The 21589-nt window shown below is 47.4% G+C and carries 21 protein-coding genes; 12 read left to right on the top strand and 9 right to left on the bottom strand.

Annotated elements, in window-relative coordinates:
* Nucleotides 1-30: 30 nt before the first annotated feature.
* Entirely contained in the window at nucleotides 31-1053 is a 1023-nt protein-coding gene (locus NC996_RS21715) for an SDR family oxidoreductase (protein WP_190682889.1), read from the top strand.
* Here the strand turns inward: NC996_RS21715 and NC996_RS21710 are convergent.
* Entirely contained in the window at nucleotides 1037-1264 is a 228-nt protein-coding gene (locus tag NC996_RS21710; RefSeq protein ID WP_190412137.1) for a hypothetical protein, read from the bottom strand. The two genes, NC996_RS21715 and NC996_RS21710, sit on opposite strands and share 17 nt — an antisense overlap.
* A 111-nt stretch (nucleotides 1265-1375) precedes the next feature.
* A complete protein-coding gene (locus tag NC996_RS21705; RefSeq protein ID WP_190426083.1) occupies nucleotides 1376-1864 on the bottom strand; it encodes a DUF6335 family protein in 489 nt (162 codons plus the stop codon).
* 509 nt (nucleotides 1865-2373) lie between these two features.
* Between NC996_RS21705 and NC996_RS21700 the strand changes: the two genes are divergently transcribed.
* Nucleotides 2374-3384, top strand: coding sequence for an SDR family oxidoreductase (locus NC996_RS21700; RefSeq protein ID WP_190682885.1), 1011 nt, complete (start codon nucleotides 2374-2376; stop codon nucleotides 3382-3384).
* Between the two features lie 122 nt (nucleotides 3385-3506).
* Here the strand turns inward: NC996_RS21700 and NC996_RS21695 are convergent, their stop codons facing one another.
* The 3 genes from NC996_RS21695 to NC996_RS21685 all read right to left on the bottom strand — a co-directional run bounded on the left by NC996_RS21695 (nucleotide 3507) and on the right by NC996_RS21685 (nucleotide 8267).
* On the bottom strand, nucleotides 3507-4637 hold the full coding sequence (locus NC996_RS21695; protein WP_190528613.1) for a CO2 hydration protein: 1131 nt from the start codon (nucleotides 4635-4637) through the stop codon (nucleotides 3507-3509).
* Nucleotides 4638-4793: 156 nt separating this feature from the next.
* On the bottom strand, nucleotides 4794-6305 hold the full coding sequence (locus NC996_RS21690) for an NADH-quinone oxidoreductase subunit M (RefSeq protein ID WP_190412282.1): 1512 nt from the start codon (nucleotides 6303-6305) through the stop codon (nucleotides 4794-4796).
* Between the two features lie 90 nt (nucleotides 6306-6395).
* The gene (locus tag NC996_RS21685) at nucleotides 6396-8267 is read right to left on the bottom strand and encodes an NAD(P)H-quinone oxidoreductase subunit F (protein ID WP_190412283.1); all 1872 of its coding nucleotides are present in this window, start codon (nucleotides 8265-8267) and stop codon (nucleotides 6396-6398) included.
* A 673-nt stretch (nucleotides 8268-8940) separates the two neighbouring features.
* On the opposite strand from NC996_RS21685, the gene NC996_RS21680 reads away from it, so the two are divergent.
* The 8 genes from NC996_RS21680 to NC996_RS21645 all read left to right on the top strand — a co-directional run bounded on the left by NC996_RS21680 (nucleotide 8941) and on the right by NC996_RS21645 (nucleotide 16397).
* Nucleotides 8941-9249, top strand: coding sequence for a carbon dioxide-concentrating mechanism protein CcmK (locus tag NC996_RS21680; RefSeq protein ID WP_190412141.1), 309 nt, complete (start codon nucleotides 8941-8943; stop codon nucleotides 9247-9249).
* Between the two features lie 132 nt (nucleotides 9250-9381).
* A complete protein-coding gene (locus tag NC996_RS21675; protein ID WP_190412142.1) occupies nucleotides 9382-9723 on the top strand; it encodes a BMC domain-containing protein in 342 nt (113 codons plus the stop codon).
* A 101-nt stretch (nucleotides 9724-9824) separates the two neighbouring features.
* Complete coding sequence (locus tag NC996_RS21670) at nucleotides 9825-10127, top strand: EutN/CcmL family microcompartment protein (RefSeq protein WP_190412143.1); 303 nt, start codon at nucleotides 9825-9827, stop codon at nucleotides 10125-10127.
* Nucleotides 10128-10158: 31 nt separating this feature from the next.
* Complete coding sequence (locus NC996_RS21665; RefSeq protein ID WP_190412144.1) at nucleotides 10159-12186, top strand: ribulose bisphosphate carboxylase small subunit; 2028 nt, start codon at nucleotides 10159-10161, stop codon at nucleotides 12184-12186.
* Between the two features lie 29 nt (nucleotides 12187-12215).
* Nucleotides 12216-12983: a carbon dioxide concentrating mechanism protein gene (locus NC996_RS21660; RefSeq protein ID WP_242037454.1), complete on the top strand. Its 768-nt coding sequence runs from the start codon at nucleotides 12216-12218 to the stop codon at nucleotides 12981-12983.
* Between the two features lie 102 nt (nucleotides 12984-13085).
* A complete protein-coding gene (locus NC996_RS21655; RefSeq protein WP_347275941.1) occupies nucleotides 13086-13850 on the top strand; it encodes a BMC domain-containing protein in 765 nt (254 codons plus the stop codon).
* A 296-nt stretch (nucleotides 13851-14146) separates the two neighbouring features.
* Nucleotides 14147-15070, top strand: coding sequence for a LysR family transcriptional regulator (locus tag NC996_RS21650; RefSeq protein WP_190412145.1), 924 nt, complete (start codon nucleotides 14147-14149; stop codon nucleotides 15068-15070).
* A gap of 148 nt (nucleotides 15071-15218) precedes the next feature.
* Entirely contained in the window at nucleotides 15219-16397 is a 1179-nt protein-coding gene (locus NC996_RS21645) for a leucine-rich repeat domain-containing protein (protein ID WP_190682882.1), read from the top strand.
* 46 nt (nucleotides 16398-16443) lie between these two features.
* Here NC996_RS21645 and NC996_RS21640 read toward each other — a convergent pair whose 3' ends face one another.
* Nucleotides 16444-17976, bottom strand: a complete 1533-nt coding sequence (locus NC996_RS21640) for a mercuric reductase (RefSeq protein ID WP_190682879.1) — start codon at nucleotides 17974-17976, stop codon at nucleotides 16444-16446.
* Nucleotides 17976-18644 (bottom strand): TVP38/TMEM64 family protein, encoded by a 669-nt coding sequence (locus NC996_RS21635; protein ID WP_347277029.1) that lies wholly within the window; start codon nucleotides 18642-18644, stop codon nucleotides 17976-17978. The genes NC996_RS21640 and NC996_RS21635 overlap by 1 nt, the downstream gene beginning before the upstream one ends.
* A 540-nt stretch (nucleotides 18645-19184) precedes the next feature.
* On the opposite strand from NC996_RS21635, the gene NC996_RS21630 reads away from it, so the two are divergent.
* Together NC996_RS21630 and NC996_RS21625 are read left to right on the top strand one after the other, a co-directional pair.
* Complete coding sequence (locus NC996_RS21630; RefSeq protein ID WP_190436149.1) at nucleotides 19185-19406, top strand: hypothetical protein; 222 nt, start codon at nucleotides 19185-19187, stop codon at nucleotides 19404-19406.
* 121 nt (nucleotides 19407-19527) lie between these two features.
* Complete coding sequence (locus NC996_RS21625; protein WP_190682871.1) at nucleotides 19528-20229, top strand: class I SAM-dependent methyltransferase; 702 nt, start codon at nucleotides 19528-19530, stop codon at nucleotides 20227-20229.
* A gap of 50 nt (nucleotides 20230-20279) precedes the next feature.
* On the opposite strand, the gene NC996_RS21620 is transcribed toward NC996_RS21625, so the two are convergent.
* Nucleotides 20280-20780 carry an ureidoglycolate lyase gene (locus NC996_RS21620; protein ID WP_190436143.1) on the bottom strand — a complete coding sequence of 167 codons (501 nt, stop codon included), beginning with the start codon at nucleotides 20778-20780 and terminating at the stop codon, nucleotides 20280-20282.
* 200 nt (nucleotides 20781-20980) lie between these two features.
* A complete protein-coding gene (locus NC996_RS21615; protein WP_190412286.1) occupies nucleotides 20981-21403 on the bottom strand; it encodes a DoxX family protein in 423 nt (140 codons plus the stop codon).
* Nucleotides 21404-21589 lie beyond the last annotated feature (186 nt).

The raw sequence follows: 21589 nt of genomic DNA, 5'->3' as shown, positions 1-21589 counted from the left end.
TTTTAATGAGGACTTTAAGGAGTAGCATTGATGCAACTGAAGCCAATCAATCAGCAGGTCGTTGCAGTCGTGGGAGCGAGCAGCGGCATCGGGCGGGAAACAGCCCTCCAATTTGCCAAGAAAGGGGCAAAGGTGGTCGTTTCTGCTCGCAGTGAGTCAAAGCTAGCGTCCTTGGTGGACGAGATTAAAAGCTTCGGCGGTGAGGCAACTGCTATCGTCGCCGATGTGACGGTATTCGAGCAGGTGAAAGCGATCGCAGACCGTACTGTAGAGGTGTACGGGCGACTCGATACCTGGGTGCATTGCCCCGCGATTGCCGTTTATGCCGCCTTCGATAAGACAAAACCAGAAGAGTTCAAGCGCGTCATTGATGTCGGGCTAATCGGGCAAGCATACGGTGCGATGGCGGCGATACCCCATCTCAAGCGTGAGGGGCGAGGGGCGCTGATCCATCTCTCTTCCGTCTTGGGCAGGCGCAGTCTCCCGCTTCAGAGTTCCTACTGCACCGCAAAGCACGGTATGGAGGGATTCATCGAAGCCCTGCGCGTCGAACTGCAACATGAGAAAATACCCATCAGTGTGACGAGTGTCAAACCCGCCGCCGTCAACACACCTCTGTACAACAATGCGCTCACCAGGTTAGGTGTGAAGCCAGCCAGCCTACCGCCTTTCTACGAACCCAGCTTGGTCGCTGACGCGGTTCTCTACGTTGCCGAACATCCCACCCGTGACTTCCTGGTTGGGGATGCGGCTCGAATGATAGATTTCCTTCAACGGCTTTCGCCTGGACTGGTAGATGCCATATTGCAACGGGTTGCCTTCAAACTCCAGCGCACCGATGAGCCAAAGTCAGACGATGCGCCAAGCAATCTTTATGAATCTATCCCAGCCAATGACCGGGTTAAGGGAGATTTTAGCAACTTAGCGATACCGAGCGTTACCGACTGGGTGGATAAAAATCCCGTTCTGAAGTGGGGCGCGATCGCAAGTGTTGTTGTACTCGGAGCGATCGCCCTGCGAACCCTGCCAACAGAAGTCACTCTCCCTCACTAGCTGCTGTTGAGCGTTCGGCATCTTCAGTCTCTTCCTGATAGTCCATTGCTTCTGCTTCTTCCGACAGCGGCGAAATAATTAGAGGGTTGCTTGCCGAATCGCCTAGATTAACATAGGCATCTGGAGCTGGCATCGATGGTGTATCTGGTGTATCAATGTTTCCAGTGATTTCTAGGTCTATTGGTCTGGTGTCGGGATCTGGGGTTGCCATAAACTGCTCTTAGTAGGATTAATCTAGATTGATAATTTTTTTCTGGGAGTTCCCTGATTGCAAGGGTTTACTGGAATCTCACTGAAAATGCGATCGCGCTCCACACAATACTCAATGCTCCGGATAATCTTCCGCAGACATGGGGTCTAACTCCCATCGACCAGCGTCCCGTGACTCCAAAATCTCATTTGTCTGAAGAGATACGCCGTCGTCATAATCAAGCCCAACAGCAACTCCGAGTTCGTCAACAACATTCTGATCGGGAGTAGCAACAGTTCCCCCTACTGCTTCGTCACCAACCGCTTCCGCCTGATCCCAACGAGCATCAATATCACCGCCGGTTAGTTCTGGGCCAGCCGATGTGTACTGCTCCATGCGATCGCGCATGGTTCGCCCACCAATTTCTAGTCCTGGCTCTTGGGCAACACCCGTTCCCAAGGATTCAGTAATTGCCTGGGGTAAATCTGAAATAATTGGTTCGCCAGTATCTTCTACGGGGATATCTGAAACTAGGTCAGTATCTTCAATGGGTATATCTGAAAGATTTCCTTGTTTGCGTGTATTGCCTTCGTTGTCTGCTTTCCTAGTTTTATCAGCCATAATGCTTTATGTGAATCCTGCGAATACCTATAAATGCAACATATCTAAAGATGAGACTAGCAAAATCCACAAATAGGATGAAAATTTATTGTTCCTGCAAATAAAAAACTTTATTCATCGTGAATTTAAAGCTCTATGTATCTACGGGCACTTCGTAGCTTAATGCTAAACTATGCTTTGGGTAGAAGTTGAGTGAAGGCATAGTAATTATTCTGCTTAGAAGCACATAAATTTGTCTGAATAGTTATCAGTAGATTGAGCAAGCGATCGCGGCTTCCAATATGCCCCTTTTAACTGATGAGGAATCAGGCAAGATCCTAATTTTTGATTTTTACAATATCCAGAGCGCTTTTAACTCTGCTTAAGTACAATGTTTGTTTCGCTATTGCTTAGTATGATGTAATTATTGAAAAGTTGATTTTGTAGATTCCAATTAGACCAAACGTTCTAGAAAAACTTTACCTTTAGAGGTGAATTTTTTGGCATAAAAACTTTAAGGAGTAGCATTAATGCAACTAAAACCAATCAATCAGCAGGTTGTTGCCGTCGTTGGGGCGAGCAGCGGCATCGGGCGCGAGACAGCCCTTCAGTTCGCCAAGAAAGGGGCAAAGTTAGTTGTCTCAGCTCGTAGTGAGTCGAAGCTAGCATCCTTGATGGACGAGATTCGTAGCCTTGGTGGTGAAGCAACGGCTGTGGTAGCTGATGTGTCAGAATTCGAGCAGGTGAAGGCGATCGCAGATCGTACCGTAGAGGTATACGGGCGGCTCGATACCTGGGTACACCTCCCTGCCGTGGGCATCTTTGCCACATTCGACAACACCACACCAGAAGAGTTTAAGCGCGTTATTGATGTTAGCTTGATGGGGCAGGTATACGGTGCAATGGCGGCGCTACCCCATCTCAAGCGAGAGGGACGGGGGGCGCTAATCCACATTTCTTCAATGGAGGGCGTGCGAAGTCTCCCTTATCAAAGTGCATACTCCGCAGCCAAGCATGGGATTGAGGGATTCCTCGAAGCAATGCGCGTCGAGCTACAACATGAGGGCATCCCCATCAGCGTGACGAGTGTAAAACCAGCGGTCATCAATACACCTTTTTGGAACAATGGTCTCACCAAGCTAGGCGTGAAGCCGTCAGGGATACCGCCCTACTACGACCCTAGGCTGGTCGTAGACGCAATCCTCTATGTTGCCGAACATCCCACTCGTGATTACTTGGTTGGGGATGCAGCGAGAGCGCTAGATGCACTACAGCGGCTCTCCCCCGAACTGGCAGATACTTTGTTGCTGCTCATCGGCTTCCAAGCCCAACGAACCAATGAGCCGAAGTCCCCAAGCGATCGCAACAACCTTTATGAGCCTGTCCCCGACGATACTAGAGTGGATGGAGATTTTAGCAATCTGGTGATACCGAGCGTTACTGACTGGCTGGCTAAGAATCCGGCTCTCCAGTTGGGTGCAATTGCTAGTACCGTTGCCTTAGCTTTGCTCGCGACACAAGTTTTCAAAAACCAAGAGTGAATTGAGTGCTGTGTCGATCGTGTTTTATTGAGTGCTGTGTCTATCGTGTTTTAAATATCTGTAAGGGCATGAAACTACCATGCCCCTACTTCTCAAATCAACATTAACCAGTATTCGACTCTTTAACCATTCACGTCATTTAAGCGCGAGGTGATAAACCGATCCATCCATTTCGCTAAATAAGCTTGATTCGCTGCTTGCTCAGAGGGATCGGTGGTGTCAATGGGGTGGGGTGCCAGTCCCAAAATTGCAGCAGTCGTCACGCAAAACATCGACTTTTGGAAACTGATGCAAATTTGCACCCGCAAATCATCTTCTCCCCGAAGGCTGCGACGGTATAACTCGTATAAATATTCGGGTATAAAATGACGCATATCTTGCATCAGTTGCGTCGGTGGAATTCCAGCACCGCCAACCGGCAGTGGATCGGCATAGAGAGCGCCGTATTCAAATCTACTTTGATCGGGAGAAATTTGCTGAGCCTGGGCATTATAGGAAACCGTTCCTAAGAAAGGCGTCCCTCTAAAGAAAATCGTTTCCACATAGGGCACAGCGACATCAGGTAAAAAGGTTAACCCGGCTGATTTGGGAATGATGTCATAAACCTTGTCTTGAATTTTTACTGAGTAAGTAATTGGCGAAGCCGCCGCTGCGACCAAACCCGCCAGGATATGTTCTACCACATCAGGGATTGATTTGATTTCTCCTCGGTCATAGCGGTCAGATAAGGTGAGAAACATTTCGCTCATCACCTCCCAGAATTGACCGAGAGCGCTGTAATAAACTTGCTGACGGACTTGTTCGAGCAAAAACTCTGGAAACAGTTTGTCCAGACCTCTAATGGGCAAGTTTGTTTTAATTTTGGCTTCGATTGCGGTTCTCGCGTGCTGGTAGAACTCCGGTGAATCTAAGTAAGCATCCATACTACCGCCACCGTGCCATAGCATCACCTTCATCACGTACTCGGCGTACTCATAATTAATCCGGTCGTGCCACCAATGGCGCAGCAACTTCTTAAAAGTAATCTCGCCATTGAAGTATTTAAAGAAGGGAAACAGCACTAAGAATTGATGATCGGCAATGTAGAGGAGATTTTTATAATAAGCATCCAGGACGATTCCATAGCTTTTGAGAATGCCGACAACTTCTAATACATTCTCTGGCGTATCCTCAAGTAAAGCTTTTCCAGATTGCAGCCGGTTAATATACGCGGCTAGAGGGTGATTTGAAAATTTTAAAGCGGTGCTTGGCATGAGACTTATTCGTAACCGTAAAATGTGTATGAAAAAATTAAAAGAGGAAATATTTTCAGAACTGCCTGCTGATTGACTCCCCCGACTCCTTCCCTAAGAGGGGAGAGGAGTCATTTTCCCGCTTCCCTGGTCGGGAAGAAGGTTGGGGTATTCGGTCTATTCGGTTTTGATATCCACCGATTTAGCAATCGGAGAAACTTCCGCGACCATACTCGATCGGTTGAGCATGGCTGTCATCGTGGATTCACTCCAACGCACCATCCAGTTAGGCTGTATTCCCAGGATGACAATCAGAACTGCTAAAAGCATCGCCGGGTAGCGATCGCTCCACTGGACGGGTGGCAAATTCATAGCTTTTTCAGACAGGCGTCCGAAAAAGGCGCGGTTAACCAAAAGCAAAAAGTACACGGCGGTTAAACCTGTTCCCACCAAACACAGGAGGGTTTGAACCGGAAACACGGGGAAACTGCCCCGGAATACCAAAAATTCTGAAATAAAACCTACCATGCCGGGAATCCCGGAACTTGCCATGACCCCGACTATCATCAAGCTACCAATTAGGGGCAAGCCGCGCTCTGGATTGAGCAAACCCTTGAGAGTTTCTATATCGCGGGTGCCTGTCTTGTTGTAAACGACACCTACCACCAGAAACAGGAGCGATGAAATTAAGCCGTGGGCAATCATTTGGAAGACGGCTCCCATCAGGCTTAGGGGGGTGGCGGCGGCGGCGGCTAATAGGATGTAACTCATGTGAGCAATGGAGCTATAAGCCACCATTTTTTTCATATCTTTTTGAGCGATCGCATTGAATGCACCATACAACGCGCTCACGACCGCCCAAGTCGCCAACCAAGGTGCCACAACCGCCCACGCTTCGGGAAACAAACCCAATCCAAACCGCAGTAACCCATAGGTTCCTAACTTCAACAACACACCAGCCAACAGGACGGAAACGGGCGTTGAGGCTTCTACGTGAGCATCCGGCAACCAGGTGTGGAAGGGAACTAAAGGAATTTTGATGCCAAAGCCTACCAAAATTCCTGCCAACAACAGAAATTGTGTCCCTAATGGTAGGGACAGGGCATACAATTTTTCAAATTCAAACGTCGAGGCACCACTGAGTAGCACTAACCCAAAGAAAGATGCCAAAATTAGAATTCCAGAGACTGCCGTATAAATAAGAAACTTTGTGGCTGCGTAGCCTCGCCGTTGTCCTCCCCAGATAGCAATCAACAGATACAGCGGAATCAGTTCTACCTCATAAAAGAGGAAAAACAACAGCAAATCCTGCGCTAAAAAGGCACCAGAGACAGCCCCATTCAACAATAAAATTAGAGCGTAATAGAACCGAGGTCTCTGAATAGAGTCATTCGTGCTGTAAAGCGCTATTCCTGTTAAAAGACTATTTAAAACGAGCAAAGGCAAAGACAAGCCATCCACACCGAGATGGTAGGTCAATCCTAAGGTGTCAATCCAAGGGATAAACTCAGAAAACTGTAACAGCCCCTCTGTATATTGAAACTGGCTCACTAGGAAAATAGACCAGATAAAGACACCACTAATAACAGCCAGAGCCACTTTCCGGGGGACTTGCGGGTTCATGGTTCCGGGCAGAAACCCGATTATCGCAGCGCCTATTACCGGCAACCAAATCAAAGCACTGAGCATACTAGGGAACGGGTAATTTTTAATGGGTAGTTGGTAGTTGGTCGTAAGGGTAAGAGGGAATGGATTGGGGATTCCATTACCCATTCCCTCTTACCAATTACCTAAGGACAACTCGGAACTCAAAACACTTAAAATGGGCCAGAGTATGAGAATGCTTAAAACGCTTAATCCTACGAGGATGGTGAGTAAATAAAACTGGGACTGACCTGTAGCGTTGTACTTTAAGCTTTGCCCGCTGAAAATTGTGGCAACGCCAACCAAGTTAACGAATCCATCTACTACATAGCGATCGATCCAAGCATTTAACCGCGAAAGTCGGTCAACTGCAAAAACCACACTCACGCGGTAAAGTCGGTCAATATAAAAGTCGTAGGCGAACAAGTCTTGCAGAAATCTGAAGGGAATCCGAACGGATCTAGACCAAGTTCTGGGTAGATAAATCACGCTTCCTAGAACTGTGCCAATTAAGCCGGACATCACCAGTAGCAGCAACGCTTGTTGGTTGAGATATTCCCAATCAGGCAGCAGTGACAAGCGCTGCATCATCACAGGGACGAGCAGTGTGACTACGATCAAAGACACCATCGGCACAGCCATCGGCCAAGGAACCTCTGGTGCCCTGCGAGTTTTTGCCTGGGGTTCGCCCAAGAAAACCAGACGAAACACGCGAGTTAAATTTACGGCGGTCAGGCAGTTAACTAAGAGCAAGACTGCTACCAGCCAGGGTTGGTTTGTGAAAAAGTCATCAATCCCCAGGCGCAGTGCCCAAAAGCCTCCCAAGGGCAGGAGTCCGACTAATCCAGCGCTACCGACCAAAAAGGCAGTGGTGGTTGCTGGCATCCGCGACCAGAGACCGCCCATTTCGGTAAGGTTTTGGTTGTTGGTGGTGATGATGATGGAACCGATACTCATGAACAATAACGCTTTGGCGATCGCGTGGGCAAACAGCAACATCAGGGCAAAACCCGTCCATTGCAACCCGACGGCGATAAACACCAAACCCAAGTAAGCGCTGGTGGAATGGGATAAAGCTCGTTTAATATCAATTTGCGCGATCGCCACCAACGAAGCACCAATCGCCGTCATTGTGCCAATCGCCACCAAGGTCGCCGAAGCCACCGGGGAAAGGATTAAAATTGGCTGGAGTTTAATCAGCACATAAGCACCACAAGCCACCACGACCGAGTTTCGCAAGATTGAAGCCGGGTTAGGCCCTTCCATCGCCTCATCTAGCCAAAGATGCAGCGGGAATTGGGCACATTTTCCCACCGGCCCAGCAATCAATGCCAATCCTAATAACGTGGATGTTAATGGCGATAAGGTAGCCGTTTCCGCCCACTCATATAAATCGGGAAAATCCAAGGTTCCTGCTACAGTCGATAGCGCTACCACCCCCATCAATAGCAAGATGTCTCCCACCCGCTTGGTTAGGAAGGCATCTCGCGCGGCTGTCACCACTAGCGGCTGAGCATACCAGAACCCTACCAGTAAATAGGTGGAAAGGGTCAGCACTTCCAACAAGGCATAGGTGAGAAACAAAGAGTCGCTAATGGCTAAGCCACTCATCGCCCCTTCAAAAAATCCCATCAAGGCAAAGAAGCGAGCTAATGCCCAGTCTTTCTCCATATACCCCAAGGCAAACAGTTGCGCCAGGAGGCTTAAGCCCGTCACTAGCTCCATTGCCCCAACACTCACGGCTGAGATATCCAAAGCAACGGTCAGATCTAAATCTGCCACCTGTAGCCAATGGAATACAAGCTTTATCGGCTCTTGGTTCCAGGTACTTCTGAAGACAATCGTGCCGTGTACAAACGCCAAGATAGTCATCAACAGGTTAAAGTAAGCTGCTGGGCGTGGGCCTGTCCGACGAATAAATCCAGTTGACCACGGCAGGGTAAGAACTGCCCCCAGTAATCCATAGAAAGGCACCCACCAACTTGTCTGGGTGAGAAACTCTGTCATATTAGGAAAGCCCTTGCTATTTTCTTCATCAATCGACTTGCTCACCAAGAGGCACTCGGAAGTAGTTCCCAGGCAAACTATGGCGATCTTGTAAACGTCAGATTAATAGGTTTATTTTTTTTTCAGTATGACGTTTTTTTGCTGTAAATTAACACTTGAGAACTCCAAAAATTATTTATACTCATCTTGAACTCTCCTCATAGCTATTAAAAACATCGGTATGTTTACCTACTATACCTATGTTTATAAAGCAAATTTGAAAAATTTATACCTTGAAAAGCTTTAGCTTATTAGTGTCTAATTTTGACACGGACTAAGCCCTAGGAAAGTCTTCATTTTTTTTTGAAAATCCCCCCCAGTGCGGTTTACAGGAGATAATCCTGTAGACTATTCAAAAGTAATAAAGAAATTATAAAACATAAGGAAGCATTCCAGAAACGGATAAGCTTTTATTGAACAGAAACGCCATTTTGACGACCGTTAAGTTTTCTTAAACTCTTTAATATAAAAATATCATAATAGTTTATATTGTCAAGTAAGCCTCGCTTCTCTATGCTTAATGATGCGAGGCTAAGCGATAGTTCTTGAGATGAAAGAATGGGTGTCCTCGTCCAAATTTTACAAGAAGTACAAATTAAGGCGAGTGTAGGTCCCACTAGGTAGGAGATAATAAATGCCAATTGCGGTTGGAATGATTGAGACCAAGGGCTTTCCAGCGATTGTAGAAGCTGCGGATGCGATGGTTAAAGCGGCTCGAGTTACACTGGTAGGCTATGAAAAAATTGGCAGTGCCCGGGTAACGGTAATTGTTCGGGGGGATGTGTCTGAGGTGCAGGCGTCAGTATCCGCCGGAGTGGATGCAGCCAAGCGCGTGAATGGCGGAGAAGTTCTGTCCACTCACATCATTGCGCGTCCTCATGAGAACCTGGAGTATGTGCTACCGATTCGATACACGGAAGTTGTCGAACAGTTCCGGACGTAAGGAGGGTGAAGACGCCAGCAGCGCTCCGGTGGCGGTGTTCCCTTATATATTTTTAGGTCGCGTCTCAACTCGAAACCCCGAAAAGTCCAAATTTTCAAGTCAAAACACTTAAATTAAGCGAAGGAAGAACTGATGGCAATTGCAGTTGGAATGATTGAAACACTAGGCTTTCCTGCCGTTGTGGAAGCTGCGGATGCGATGGTAAAAGCTGCCCGCGTCACGCTAGTGGGTTATGAAAAAATTGGCAGCGGTCGCGTCACCGTGATCGTTCGGGGAGATGTCTCGGAAGTACAGGCTTCTGTATCGGCGGGCGTTGATTCCGTGAAGCGAGTGAATGGCGGTCAAGTACTGTCCACTCACATTATTGCGCGTCCCCACGAGAACCTGGAGTACGTTCTGCCCATTCGTTACACGGAAGCTGTTGAACAATTCCGGGAAAGTGTTAGTGGCATTCGTCCTTTCAATAGGCCGTAAGATTAGGTCATGGGTAAGGGGTAATGGGTCATCGGTAATGGGAAAAGACCTTTTTCCCAATTACCAATTACCTTGTTTCCTTTTTTCCCCAATTACCGATCATGCAAATTGCCAAAGTTCGTGGCACGGTTGTTAGCACCCATAAAGAGCCTGGCCTTCGAGGCGTCAAGCTATTGCTGTTGCAATTTATTGATGAAGAGGGGCAGATCCTACCCCAATACGAGGTAGCTGGCGATCAGGTAGGCGCTGGTATAGATGAGTGGGTTCTGGTTAGCCGTGGGAGTGCTGCCCGGATTGTAGATGGCAGCGAAAAGCGTCCTCTCGATGCGATGGTGGTGGCGATTATTGACACGGTCAGTGTAGACAATCGCCTCCTGTACAGCAAGAAAGAACAATATCGTTAGTTACTTTGTTCAGTTAGTGAGGTTTAGAGATATGGCAGCCCGCAGCTTTGCGGCTCCCCCGACCCCTTGGTCAAAAAGTTTGGCGGAACCGAAGATTGACGCAAGCGCTTACGTGCATTCTTTTTCCAACATTATTGGAGATGTGCGGATTGGCCCTCAGGTGTTAATTGCACCGGGAACTTCGATCCGAGCTGATGAAGGAGCGCCATTCTACATCGGCGAAGGCACGAATATCCAAGATGGTGTCGTGGTTCACGGTTTGGAACAAGGTCGAGTCGTTGGGGATGACAATCAGGAATACTCGGTGTGGGTCGGGAAGAATGCTTCCTTAACCCATATGTCTTTGATTCACGGCCCCGCTTATGTCGGGGATAATTGCTTTATTGGCTTCCGCTCTACGGTATTTAACGCTAGGGTGGGCAAAGGCTGCATTGTGATGATGCACGCCTTGATTCAGGATGTAGAGATTCCTCCAGGAAAGTATGTACCTTCGGGAGCGGTGATTACCAATCAGCAGCAAGCTGACCGCCTATCGGATGTGCAAGCACAAGATACCGACTTTAGCCGTCATGTCGTTGGGATTAATGAGGCACTAAGAGCTGGCTATCTGTGTGCTGGAGATACTGCGTGTATTACACCTATTCGGGATGAGATGAGTCAACCCAACCAAGGTGGGCGCGATCGCCGTGCAGCTACACCAGCTTCGACGAGTGCCTCTTTTAGCGGTGACTTGGCACAACAAGTGCAAAGCCTGCTGAATCAAGGCTACAAGATTAGTACCGAATATGCGAACGAACGCCGCTTCCGCACCAGTTCCTGGACGAGTGGGAAAGCAATCGAAGCTCGGTCAGCCTCGGAAGCGATCGCAGCTTTAGAAGCAATCGTAGCCGAACACCCAGGGGAATACGTGCGCTTAATTGGCATTGACTCCAAAGCCAAGCGACGGGTGCTAGAGCAAATTATCCAACGTCCCGACGGGCAGGCACCCACACAAGCTAAAGCAACTAAAACTGCTAACACTAAATCTAATAACGGTAGCACCCAATCACCCGCTAACACCGCTAGCTTCCAGGGCGGCGACTTGGCACAACAAGTGCAAAGCCTGCTGAATCAAGGCTACAAGATTAGTACCGAATATGCGAACGAACGCCGCTTCCGCACCAGTTCCTGGACGAGTGGTAAGGCAATCGAAGCTCGGTCAGCGTCAGAAGCGATCGCAGCTTTAGAAGCGATCGTAGCCGAACACCCAGGGGAATACGTGCGCTTGATTGGCATTGACTCCAAAGCCAAGCGACGGGTGCTAGAGCAAATTATCCAACGTCCCGGCGGGCAGGCACCCACACAAGCCAAAGCAACTAAAACTGCTAACACTAAATCTAACAACGGTAGCGCCCAATCCCCGGCTAACACCGCTAGCGCACAGCTCGGCGGCGACTTGGCACAACAAGTGCAAAGCCTGCTGAATCAAGGCTACAAGATTAGTACCGAATATGCGAACGAACGCCGCTTCCGTACCAGTTCCTGGACGAGTGGGAAAGCAATCGAAGCCCGGTCGGCATCGGAAGCGATCGCAGCTTTAGAAGCAATCGTAGCCGAACACCCAGGGGAATACGTGCGCTTAATTGGCATTGACTCCAAAGCCAAGCGACGGGTGCTAGAGCAAATTATCCAACGTCCCGACGGCGCACCTACGGCGAAGGGTGCCAACACTGCCCCAGGCAATAGTTCAACAGCTAAGAGTTCAACAGCCAGCGCTCCGCAGATTGAAAACAGTTCTCTGTTAAATTCAGAAGCGATTGAGCAGGTGCGAAATATATTGGCTCAAGGCTACAAGATTGGCACGGAACACGCCGATGAGCGCCGCTTCCGCACCAGTTCTTGGCACACTTGCTCTCCGATTGAAACAAATCGGGAAGTAGAAGCGATCGCTGCTTTGGAAGCTTGCATGGCTAGCCACGCCGGAGAGTACGTGCGCTTCTTTGGAATTGACCCCAAAGCCAAGCGTCGCGTCAACAAACCGTTGCTGATTCAACAGCCAGCGAAGAGCGGTAGCCGCTAGAACAAGGATGAAGAATGTAAGGATGAAGAATGAAAAATTTCATTCTTCATCCTTTAGCAGGGATGAAGGGTAAAAAAGAAAAATTCAATTCTTGTTCCTTCAGCCAAAAGTTATTTCGCCACTCCTTACTTTCTAGCCCCATGCACTTGCCGCTACTGCCGCCACTTGGCAACTCTCAAGTTTATGTGAAAGGGGATGTAAGCATTGATGACGGTGCTGCGATCGCTCCGGGAGCGATCCTGCAAGCAGCTCCAGACAGTAAAATTATCATTGCTGCGGGTGTCTGCATCGGCATGGGAACTATTCTTCATGCCTACGAAGGCACCATAGAAGTGGAAACAGGGGCAGTATTGGGAGCTGGCGTCCTTGTCGTCGGCAAAAGCAAGATTGGTGCGAATGCCTGCATCGGTTCCACGACGACGGTTTTTAACAGTAACGTGGAGTCTTGGCAAGTCGTGCCACCGGGTTCTCTGTTCGGAGATAACACTCGTCAAATTGCCGATACTCCAACTGCTGACACCCCAACTGCCGCTTCCAGCGAGGCTGTTTTAGATCCGCAAGTCAACCAAGAGGACGTCCCCGCAGCATCCACTGGCGAGGAAACTCAAAATGGGCAAGCGATCGCTTCTACTCTCTCCACATCCAGCAGCGAAGACACCCCGAATGAGCTAACGCCGTCATCTCCAACCGCTGGGACTCCAGTCTATGGACAAGCGAACCTCAATCGGCTGCTGACGACTTTGTTTCCTCACTATAAATCCGCCAACCACCCCCCCAAAGACACTCAAAGTTCATAGTTTTGACTTTTGGCAGTTATCAGCACTAGCAATTATCAACTAATCTGTGACTGTGGGCATACTAAAGTTAGGCGCAAGAATAGTTTCTCTGGGAGGTCATCGGTGGAGGTACAACAGCCAGGACTGGCTCGATTTGAGCGGCAAAGTCAATCCAAAAGCTTTAAAGACACTGCTTTGGGCATGGTTTCGACTCAGAGTTTCCCTGCGATCATCGGCTGTGCCGATATGATGCTAAAGTCCGCTGGGGTAACGCTCATCGGGTTTGAGAAAATTGGTAGTGGTTACTGTACTGCGATTGTCCGAGGTGGCATTGCCGATGTCCGTTTAGCCGTCGAAGCGGGTGCCCAGACTGCCGAACAGTTTGGTCAGTATATTTCCTCTTCGGTGATTCCTCGCCCCCTGCCAAATTTGGAAGTCATTTTTCCGCTTGGTAAACACTTATCCCAACTTACCGATAACAACGGTTACAGCCGTCTCAGCAATCAAGCAGTTGGTTTATTAGAAACGCGGGGCTTTCCGGCGATGGTTGGAGCTTGTGACGCCATGCTCAAAGCAGCAGAAGTGTATCTGTCTTCCTACGAAACGATTGGCGGTGGTTTATGTACCGCGATTATTCGGGGTTCCGTGGCAGATGTCGCCGTGGCTGTCGAAGCGGGGATGCAAGAAGCCGAGAGGATTGGGGAATTTAATTCTTTAATGGTGATTCCTCGACCGTTGGACGACCTGGAGCAATGCCTGCCTGCGGCGGCTTGTTGGATAGAGGAGAAACCCCAACCCCTGAAATTGCCAGTCGCTATCAAGGAACAGGAAAAACAGCTGGTGGAATTGCCAGATTTAGCCAAGTTACCGATTCAGGTTCAAGAATAATTTAAATCTTAGATTGTGAATGTAGCACTCAATAGAGAGGCTGAAAATTTCAGCCATAGGGAAAGCGTTGCACATTTATGACTCTGATGTTTGGGGGAAATCAGCCTGCAAAACACAGGATGAAAATGAATGATAACTTCCCAAACCAAGCATCAAGTAAATGTACAACGCCTTTAGGAAGGAAGACTGTTACTTTGTTCAGTGATTCAATCATAACCTTGAATCTTCATGGATAAAAGGTATTATTTGCGATAGGTACAATAGAGTTTTATCTATAACTGGCAGGAGAAGGGCGTTTGAAGCAGGCAACGCTACACCAGTTGAAGGTGTTTGAGGTGGTTGCTCGCCACGGGAGCTTTACCCGTGCGGCAGAAGAACTATTTCTCACCCAGCCTACTGTCTCTATGCAGGTGAAGCAACTCACCAAGGCGGTTGGGACACCGCTGTTTGAGCAGGTGGGCAAGCGCCTTTATCTTACAGACGCCGGACGCGAACTGATGGTAACGTGCCGGGAAGTCTTCGAGCGATTAGCTCAATTTGAGATGACTCTGGCTGAAATGAAAGGGCTGAAACAGGGAAATTTGCGGCTGAGTGTGATTACAACCACGAAGTATTTTATCCCGCGTTTATTAGGGCCATTTTGCCAGCGTTATCCGGGAATTGATATCGCCCTCCAGGTGACGAATCACGAGCGGATTCTGAGCCGTATGAGCGAGAATCTAGACGATTTGTATATTCTGAGCCAAATACCAGATCATCTGGATATCCGCTGCCACCCGTTTCTAGAAAACCCGTTGGTGGTGTTGGCACCTATCAATCATCCACTGGCTCAGCAAAAAAATATCCCTCTCTCTAGTCTGACGGGTGAGCCGTTTATTATGCGCGAGGCAGGATCGGGGACGCGCTCATCGGTGCAAAATTTATTCGAGCGGCATGAGGTTGCGGTGAAAGTCCGGTTGGAGTTGGGGAGTAATGAAGCGATCAAGCAAGCGATCGCAGGTGGCTTAGGGATCTCTGTCTTATCTCGCCACACGCTAGGGCTGGATGGTGTCAGCAGCGAACTCACTATCCTTGATGTGGAGGGTTTTCCCATTAGCCGTCATTGGTATATCGCTTATCCGGCTGGCAAACAACTCTCCGTTGTCGCTCGCACGTTTTTTGATTATCTCTTGGAAGAAGCGAAGCGAATTGCGGGTGAGACACCGGCAAGTAGTAATTAGATTTTTCAGGAAGCGTCTGCTGTGGAGACTTAGTTGGAATTAAGCCGGTGATAGGTGTATAGAGACACGAATTGCTGAAGTATTGGCGCAGCTTCAGTTATAGGCGACCCAATTGAGCCTATCCAACGCCGCTTAGGTAAAGGATGAAATGATGTCGCAGATGGAAGAAGTTCGACAGCTAATTCTAAATTCTTTAGATGAAACAGAACTCTCTCTGGGAGGCAAACAGCTCGCATCTCTACCAGCAGAAATTGGGCAATTGCATTCTTTGACAAAACTCAATCTGAGTGGCAACCAACTGGCATCCTTGCCAGCAGAGATTGGGCAACTACATTCTTTGACATATCTCAATCTGAGCTTAAACCAGCTTGCATCCTTGCCAGCAGAGATTGGGCAACTACATTCTTTGACATATCTCAATCTGAGCTTAAACCAGCTTGCATCCTTGCCAGCAGAAATTGGGCAACTGCATTCTTTGACATATCTCAATCTGAGCTTAAACCAGCTTGCATCCCTACCAGCAAAAATTGGGCAACTGCATTCTTTGACATATCTCGATTTGAAGTACAACCAACTGGCATCCTTGCCAGCAGAAATTGGGCAATTGCATTCCTTGACATATCTCTATCTGGAAGGCAACCAGCTTGCATCCCTACCAGAAAAAATTGGGCAACTGCATTCCTTGAGAGAGCTAGATTTGGGTGACAACCAGTTCGCATCCCTGCCACCAGAGATCGGGCAACTGCATTCCTTGACATATCTCAATCTGAGCTTCAACCAACTGGCATCCCTGCCAGCAGAAATTGGGCAACTACATTCTTTGACAAAACTCTATCTGAGTTCCAACCAGTTCGCATCCCTGCCACCAGAGATCGGGCAACTACATTCCTTGACATATCTCAATCTGAGTGACAATTCCATTCAAGATTTATCGCTGTTAGCCAACCATCCCAATCCAGAACTGACGGTTTATTGTTTTCATGTTAAGCTTCCTCGTCGCTACTGGACACACCTGAACCAGTGGCAAGCCGAATGGCTGCTGACAGAACCCAATGCGGAAGTCCGGCGAGTGTTGATTCAGCAGATTGGTTGCGATCGCATTTGTCAGGAGTTGGCAACGCAAACAATCGATACCTGGCGCGAATACACCGTGCTCAAAATTAATGCAGATATTGATGTCGAACCCATCCATCTGCTGAAAATGACCTGTCCCAGCACGAACCACCTTCACGTCCTGCGCGTTCCACCCACCCTTACCTTTGCCAGAGAAGCGATTCGCTGGGTAAACTGGGACGTTGACCCAGAAGCATTTGCCGTCGAAACCTAAATCGACTCCTACATGGGAAATTTGCACTTGAACGTGAAATTAACAGCTATCTCGTCCAAGCCAACCAATTAGAAAATAACTTCTTCACAAACGGCGTTAGCCGAGTACGGTTATAAGCATCTGCTGCCTTGCGAATCGCTTCGGCTTGCGTGGGATAGGGGTGAATAACCGTGGCAAGTGTTTTCAAGCCAACATTTCCTACCATCGCCAAGGTGACTTCGCTAATCATGTCACCTGCGTGTCTCGCCACAATGGTTGCACCTAAAATTTTATCGGTGCCTTTCTTGACGTGAATTTTAGCAAATCCTTCTTCTTCGCCGTCTGCGATCGCGCGATCCACCTCACTCAATGGAATGAAGTAAGAATCCACCTCAATTCCTTTTTCCAACGCCTCTTTCTCGTACATCCCCACATGGGCAATTTCTGGAGCAGTGTAGGTACACCAAGGCATTGTCAGCGTACTAAGTTTTTTGCGCCCAAAAAACAAACTATTCTGAATAACAATCCGGGCAGCGGCATCAGCAGCATGGGTGAATCTCCATTCCATACAGATATCACCAGCAGCATAAATGCGAGGGTTTGTTGTCTGAAGCTTGTCATTGACAATTACCCCTTTTTTGGTGTCATATTGTACGCCTACCGTCTCAAGATTTAAGCCTTCAACATTAGGCGCTCTCCCAACTCCGGCTAGGATTTCATCAACTGTTACTGAAGCTTCTTTTCCATTCGCTTCGTAATAAATAACTTTTCCTGCGCTGCTTGTTTCAACTCGCTTAATTTTGGACTGCAATATTAACTTAATCCCCTCCTGAATAAACGCCTGTTGCACAATTTCGGCTGCATCAGCATCCTCTTTGTCAAGAATATGGGCATTTTTATGTAACAGCACCACTTCTGAACCAAGCCGCTGGAACGCCTGAGCCAGTTCGCAGCCGATAGGGCCACCGCCAATTACTGCTAGTCGGTTTGGTCGTTCTGTGAGGGAAAATACGGTTTCGTAAGTGAGATAACCTGCCTCTTGTAACCCTTCAATCGGGAGATTAGCTGCACGCGCACCTGTAGCAATAACTGCTTTTTTAAAACGTAACTTCTTTCCCGCGACTTCGATAGTGTCAGAACTAGAAAACCGAGCATCTCCCAAAAATACATCGATACCCAACTTTTGAAATCTTTCGGCAGAATCGTGATGACTAATCCCGGCACGAATTCGCCGCAGTCGCTCCATTACGGCAGAAAAATCAACTTCAGTACCTTCAGGAATGCGAACACCAAATCTCTCTGCATCCCGAATATCTGCAACAACACGAGAAGAGCGAATCATGCATTTCGAGGGAACGCAACCCACATTGAGGCAATCTCCACCCATCAAATGCTTTTCAACTAACGCGACTTTAGCGCCTAACCCGGCTGCACCTGCCGCTGTCACCAGCCCCGCAGTACCGGCTCCAATTACAACCAAATTGTAACGAGGTGCAGGTTCGGGATTCACCCAATCGGGAGGATGTACGTGAGCTATCAAAGTTTGGTTATAGACATCCATTGGCGACACAATCACCCGATCAACTCCTAGCTGTGGCATTATAATTCCTCCTGATTAACGCTTTCTTCTAATGCTTTTCGAGCGATGCGCGTAACATAAATCGTCACAGCAACAGTGGCAATAAATCCAAGCACACGAATTACCCATTGGGCTATTTCAGTTTCAGGATTTTTGGGCTGTACTGCTCCAAGGGTGGCAATACTACCAGCTAAAGAACCGATATAAACATACATAATCGTTCCGGGAATCATGCCGATAGAGGCTAAAAAATAATCTTTCAGGGAAACTTGGGTGATTCCAAAAGAGTAGTTTAAAAGGTTGAAGGGAAAGATAGGTGAAAGTCGAGTTAAAAGAACAATTTTGAATCCTTCCTTGGCAACAGCTTGGTCGATGGCTTTAAATTTGGGATTTTTTTCTATTTGCTTGGAAACCCAGCCGCGAGCCAAATAACGCCCCACAAGGAATGCAGCAGCGGCTCCTAAAGTAGCTCCGATGAAGACGTAAATTGAACCTAAAAATATGCCGAAAACCACACCCGCTCCCAAGGTGAGGATGGAGCCGGGAATGAAGAGTACGGTGGCTAGGATGTAGATGACCATAAAAGTCACTGGTGCCCAAAATCCCAGGCTGTCAATCCACGCCAAAGCGCTCTTCAACTGTTCCTGGACATTAAAATATTTAGCTGCAAAGATGAGGGCAGCGATCATAGCAGCAACTAGAAAAAAACCAAAAATCCGTTTTATCTTTGAACTGGAGGGGCTTTGTACTGATTCATTCTCCATAACCTACCTCAATAACACAGATATGGAAGCTGACTCTTAAAGATTAAGCTAATTTTTATAATAAAATTTGGCTGACAAATGATTTTTAGCTGAGAATTGATAATGATTTTATTAAAAAAATGTTAGATTTTTCTAAAAAGAAGCTTAAAATGTCTCGTAAAAACTATTCCTTTAGAAAGATGTGAAAAAGAAAAAGTAGAACTAGACAAAAGCTAGAATGGATGAAAGCTGAGATGTGTGGGGGAGTAAGGAGGCTACAAAATACTAGCTTCACCCAGATGCGATCGCTTGCGTCAGCGATTTGGTTATCCTATTTCCATTTTGATAAGCTATATCAAGCTCCGCCTGACCCCCAAGAGAAGCAAGGAAAAACAGATGTATCGCATCAGCACCTTAAATTGGGATTAGCGATGGGTGAAAAATCTGAGATGTTCAATCAATATAGTAACCCGGAGACCTGAGGACATGGATGAGGAAATTATTAAACAACTGAATATGGAAGTTGAAGCGATGAGCTTCAACGAGTTAAATGAACTTGGCAATAGGGCAGTCAGTTTAGGGCTAATTTTGGGTCACGGTTATCGAAGTAACCAGTACGAAATCCTTCGCAAAAATGAGGTGGTCATGCTACCACCCAAAGAAGCAGCCGCTTATCTAAAAAAATTGATTGGAGAAGTTGGGGGCTAAATGATAATAGAGAATGGGAGTAAAATTGGGGATAGGAAAAGTGCATCTACCATTTACTTCCTAGTAACAGCTATCAATGACCCGAAATTAGCAATTATCAGTTTTTTATAAATTTGCAGACATGACAAATCAGCAAGTATTTATTTTCGAGGGAGAACGCGCCGGGAATTATGATAAAGACATTCCTTTCTGGGTGCCTGGATATGAGCTGATACACGATTTGTTGCAGGCGGTGCTTCAAGTGCGCCTCCCGGAAGAGTCCTCACTGTTAATTGCTGGTTCGGGTTCGGGTAAAGAACTTGAGATTCTGGGTAAGGCAAATTCTTCATGGCGGCTGCTGGGAGTAGATCCGTCTCCGGAGATGATGAGCATTGCTAGCGATCGCATCCAGAAAGCCGGACTCCAAGAGCGCGTCAGCCTGCATCAAGGCATTGTGTCTGACTTACCTGAAGATATTTTGTATGACGCCGCCACGTTGATTCTAGTCATGCATTTTTTCCCCGATGACGGAACCAAGCTAGCAATGCTTCGCAGTATCGCTCAACGGCTCAAGCCAGGTGCTACTTTTGTGCTCGTGGATTCATACGGGGAGTCGAATCCGGGTCAAGTTGAACGAAAGTTTGAAATCCTGAAGAATTACGTTCTCAAAAAAGGTATTCCTCCAGAGCAGGTACAGCAGAGGCTCGAAAATCTTCCCAAAAATATCCACTTAGTGCCGGAAGAGCGGATCGTTGCGCTGCTTGAAGAGGCTGGTTTTGGGATGGTGGAACGCTTTTATAGTGCCTTACTCGTCGGTGGTTGGATTGCGAAACGTGGGGAATAAATAGCGCGTTGTATTAGTTCATTAGATGAAGGATAAAAGGAACAAATTCCCTAATTAGTGACAATCTCAAACTCTAGCTGATGACTTTCCTGAAAGTTATGGGTGAAATGATCGACTACGTTTGTATCGCTGAGTTCAAGATTGTAGAAATCTACAAATTCATGATCAAAATATGGCCCAGCGTGCCAAGTTCCGACTTCTAACTTGATAAAGCAATTCCCTGGAATACGGAAAGCTGTAATATCTTCTAATGCAGGTTCGTCAGTATTAGGATTCGGAGGCGCAACCGCAATTAACCAGTCTTTCCCTTCCAGCGAACCCAGACATTGAGTGCATTGGACGTGGCGCGTGATTTTGTGAAACTTGCGACCTTTGTGTTGCAGCCGCATAATGTAAAACCGGGGAACTCCATTTTGCAGGTTTAACTGCGCTTCTTCGGAATCATAAAGTTTGCCGTCAACACTTGCAGAGATTACTTGACCATAACACCGAAAATTTTCTGGTGTTATCAATTCGGCGTGTAATTGTTGCACTGTTTTTGATGTATTCATATCAAACTTGTTTGTATTTTCATCATTTTAATGGTCATTTTCATCCGAAAAAACCTAGGAAAGCAAATTACCCACAAACTGGAAGTTTGGGGCTATACAAACCAATTCCGCCTACGCGGACTTAATTTAGCCTGCGGAGGCAGGCTTTGTTTGTGTAGCTTTGTTTGTGTAGCCGCGATTTCAATTGCCAGGTATTTTGCTTACTCAGTTTTGGGTTTGTATGGAATAATTGAAGCTTGCTTCTCCCCATCACTTGGTCTTGTATACCACCAAGCCCAAGCAATTAAGACTGCTTGGAAGGGAAGTCTTATTGCTTGGAACCAAGGTGAGTTTGGAATAGGATTGAGGTCGATACTATTCACTGCCATATTGATATTTGCAGGGAAAACAAAGATAAAAAGAGTAAGCAATCCCCAAGCAGCCGCATGACTTACGGGAGGGACTAATAATCCAATCCCACCCAGGATTTCAAAAAAGCCGCTGATATATACCAGTTCCAGAGGGTAAGGAAGTTGCGACGGCACGAGTTTAACAAATGGTGCTGGGATGGCAAAGTGCGCTATGCCGACGCCGATGATACACACACACAGAATCACTCGCAACAGTTCTTTGTTCTTTTTGATGTATTCCATCTCACCCTATACAGACTAACGATTAGAATTTGCTGACAAATTTTGTCGCTTCTTCAGTTTATTCAGTTTGATGTTACTTTGTTTTCAGCCAACAGTTGGAAAAATAGACTGGCGTTAGCATAGCGATCGCGTCACCGAATCGCTCAAAATAAGTAACTACATTAAAACTATTTATCT

Origin of the sequence: Trichocoleus sp. ST-U2, from assembly GCF_039961875.1 — a bacterium.
GTDB lineage: Bacteria > Cyanobacteriota > Cyanobacteriia > Cyanobacteriales > FACHB-T130 > FACHB-T130.
Note: the sequence above shows the minus strand (reverse complement) of the source record. Positions and strands in the feature narration are given on the sequence as shown.

Bases quoted from the DNA above. Each gene is read 5' to 3' on its own strand.
- NC996_RS21715 (WP_190682889.1), top strand. From the start codon at position 31: ATGCAACTGAAGCCAATCAATCAGCAGGTCGTTGCAGTCGTGGGAGCG.
- NC996_RS21710 (WP_190412137.1), bottom strand. From the start codon at position 1,264: ATGGCAACCCCAGATCCCGACACCAGACCAATAGACCTAGAAATCACT.
- NC996_RS21705 (WP_190426083.1), bottom strand. From the start codon at position 1,864: ATGGCTGATAAAACTAGGAAAGCAGACAACGAAGGCAATACACGCAAA.
- NC996_RS21700 (WP_190682885.1), top strand. From the start codon at position 2,374: ATGCAACTAAAACCAATCAATCAGCAGGTTGTTGCCGTCGTTGGGGCG.
- NC996_RS21695 (WP_190528613.1), bottom strand. From the start codon at position 4,637: ATGCCAAGCACCGCTTTAAAATTTTCAAATCACCCTCTAGCCGCGTAT.
- NC996_RS21690 (WP_190412282.1), bottom strand. From the start codon at position 6,305: ATGCTCAGTGCTTTGATTTGGTTGCCGGTAATAGGCGCTGCGATAATC.
- NC996_RS21685 (WP_190412283.1), bottom strand. From the start codon at position 8,267: ATGACAGAGTTTCTCACCCAGACAAGTTGGTGGGTGCCTTTCTATGGA.
- NC996_RS21680 (WP_190412141.1), top strand. From the start codon at position 8,941: ATGCCAATTGCGGTTGGAATGATTGAGACCAAGGGCTTTCCAGCGATT.
- NC996_RS21675 (WP_190412142.1), top strand. From the start codon at position 9,382: ATGGCAATTGCAGTTGGAATGATTGAAACACTAGGCTTTCCTGCCGTT.
- NC996_RS21670 (WP_190412143.1), top strand. From the start codon at position 9,825: ATGCAAATTGCCAAAGTTCGTGGCACGGTTGTTAGCACCCATAAAGAG.
- NC996_RS21665 (WP_190412144.1), top strand. From the start codon at position 10,159: ATGGCAGCCCGCAGCTTTGCGGCTCCCCCGACCCCTTGGTCAAAAAGT.
- NC996_RS21660 (WP_242037454.1), top strand. From the start codon at position 12,216: ATGAAAAATTTCATTCTTCATCCTTTAGCAGGGATGAAGGGTAAAAAA.
- NC996_RS21645 (WP_190682882.1), top strand. From the start codon at position 15,219: ATGATGTCGCAGATGGAAGAAGTTCGACAGCTAATTCTAAATTCTTTA.
- NC996_RS21640 (WP_190682879.1), bottom strand. From the start codon at position 17,976: ATGCCACAGCTAGGAGTTGATCGGGTGATTGTGTCGCCAATGGATGTC.
- NC996_RS21635 (WP_347277029.1), bottom strand. From the start codon at position 18,644: ATGATCGCTGCCCTCATCTTTGCAGCTAAATATTTTAATGTCCAGGAA.
- NC996_RS21630 (WP_190436149.1), top strand. From the start codon at position 19,185: ATGGATGAGGAAATTATTAAACAACTGAATATGGAAGTTGAAGCGATG.
- NC996_RS21625 (WP_190682871.1), top strand. From the start codon at position 19,528: ATGACAAATCAGCAAGTATTTATTTTCGAGGGAGAACGCGCCGGGAAT.
- NC996_RS21620 (WP_190436143.1), bottom strand. From the start codon at position 20,780: ATGAATACATCAAAAACAGTGCAACAATTACACGCCGAATTGATAACA.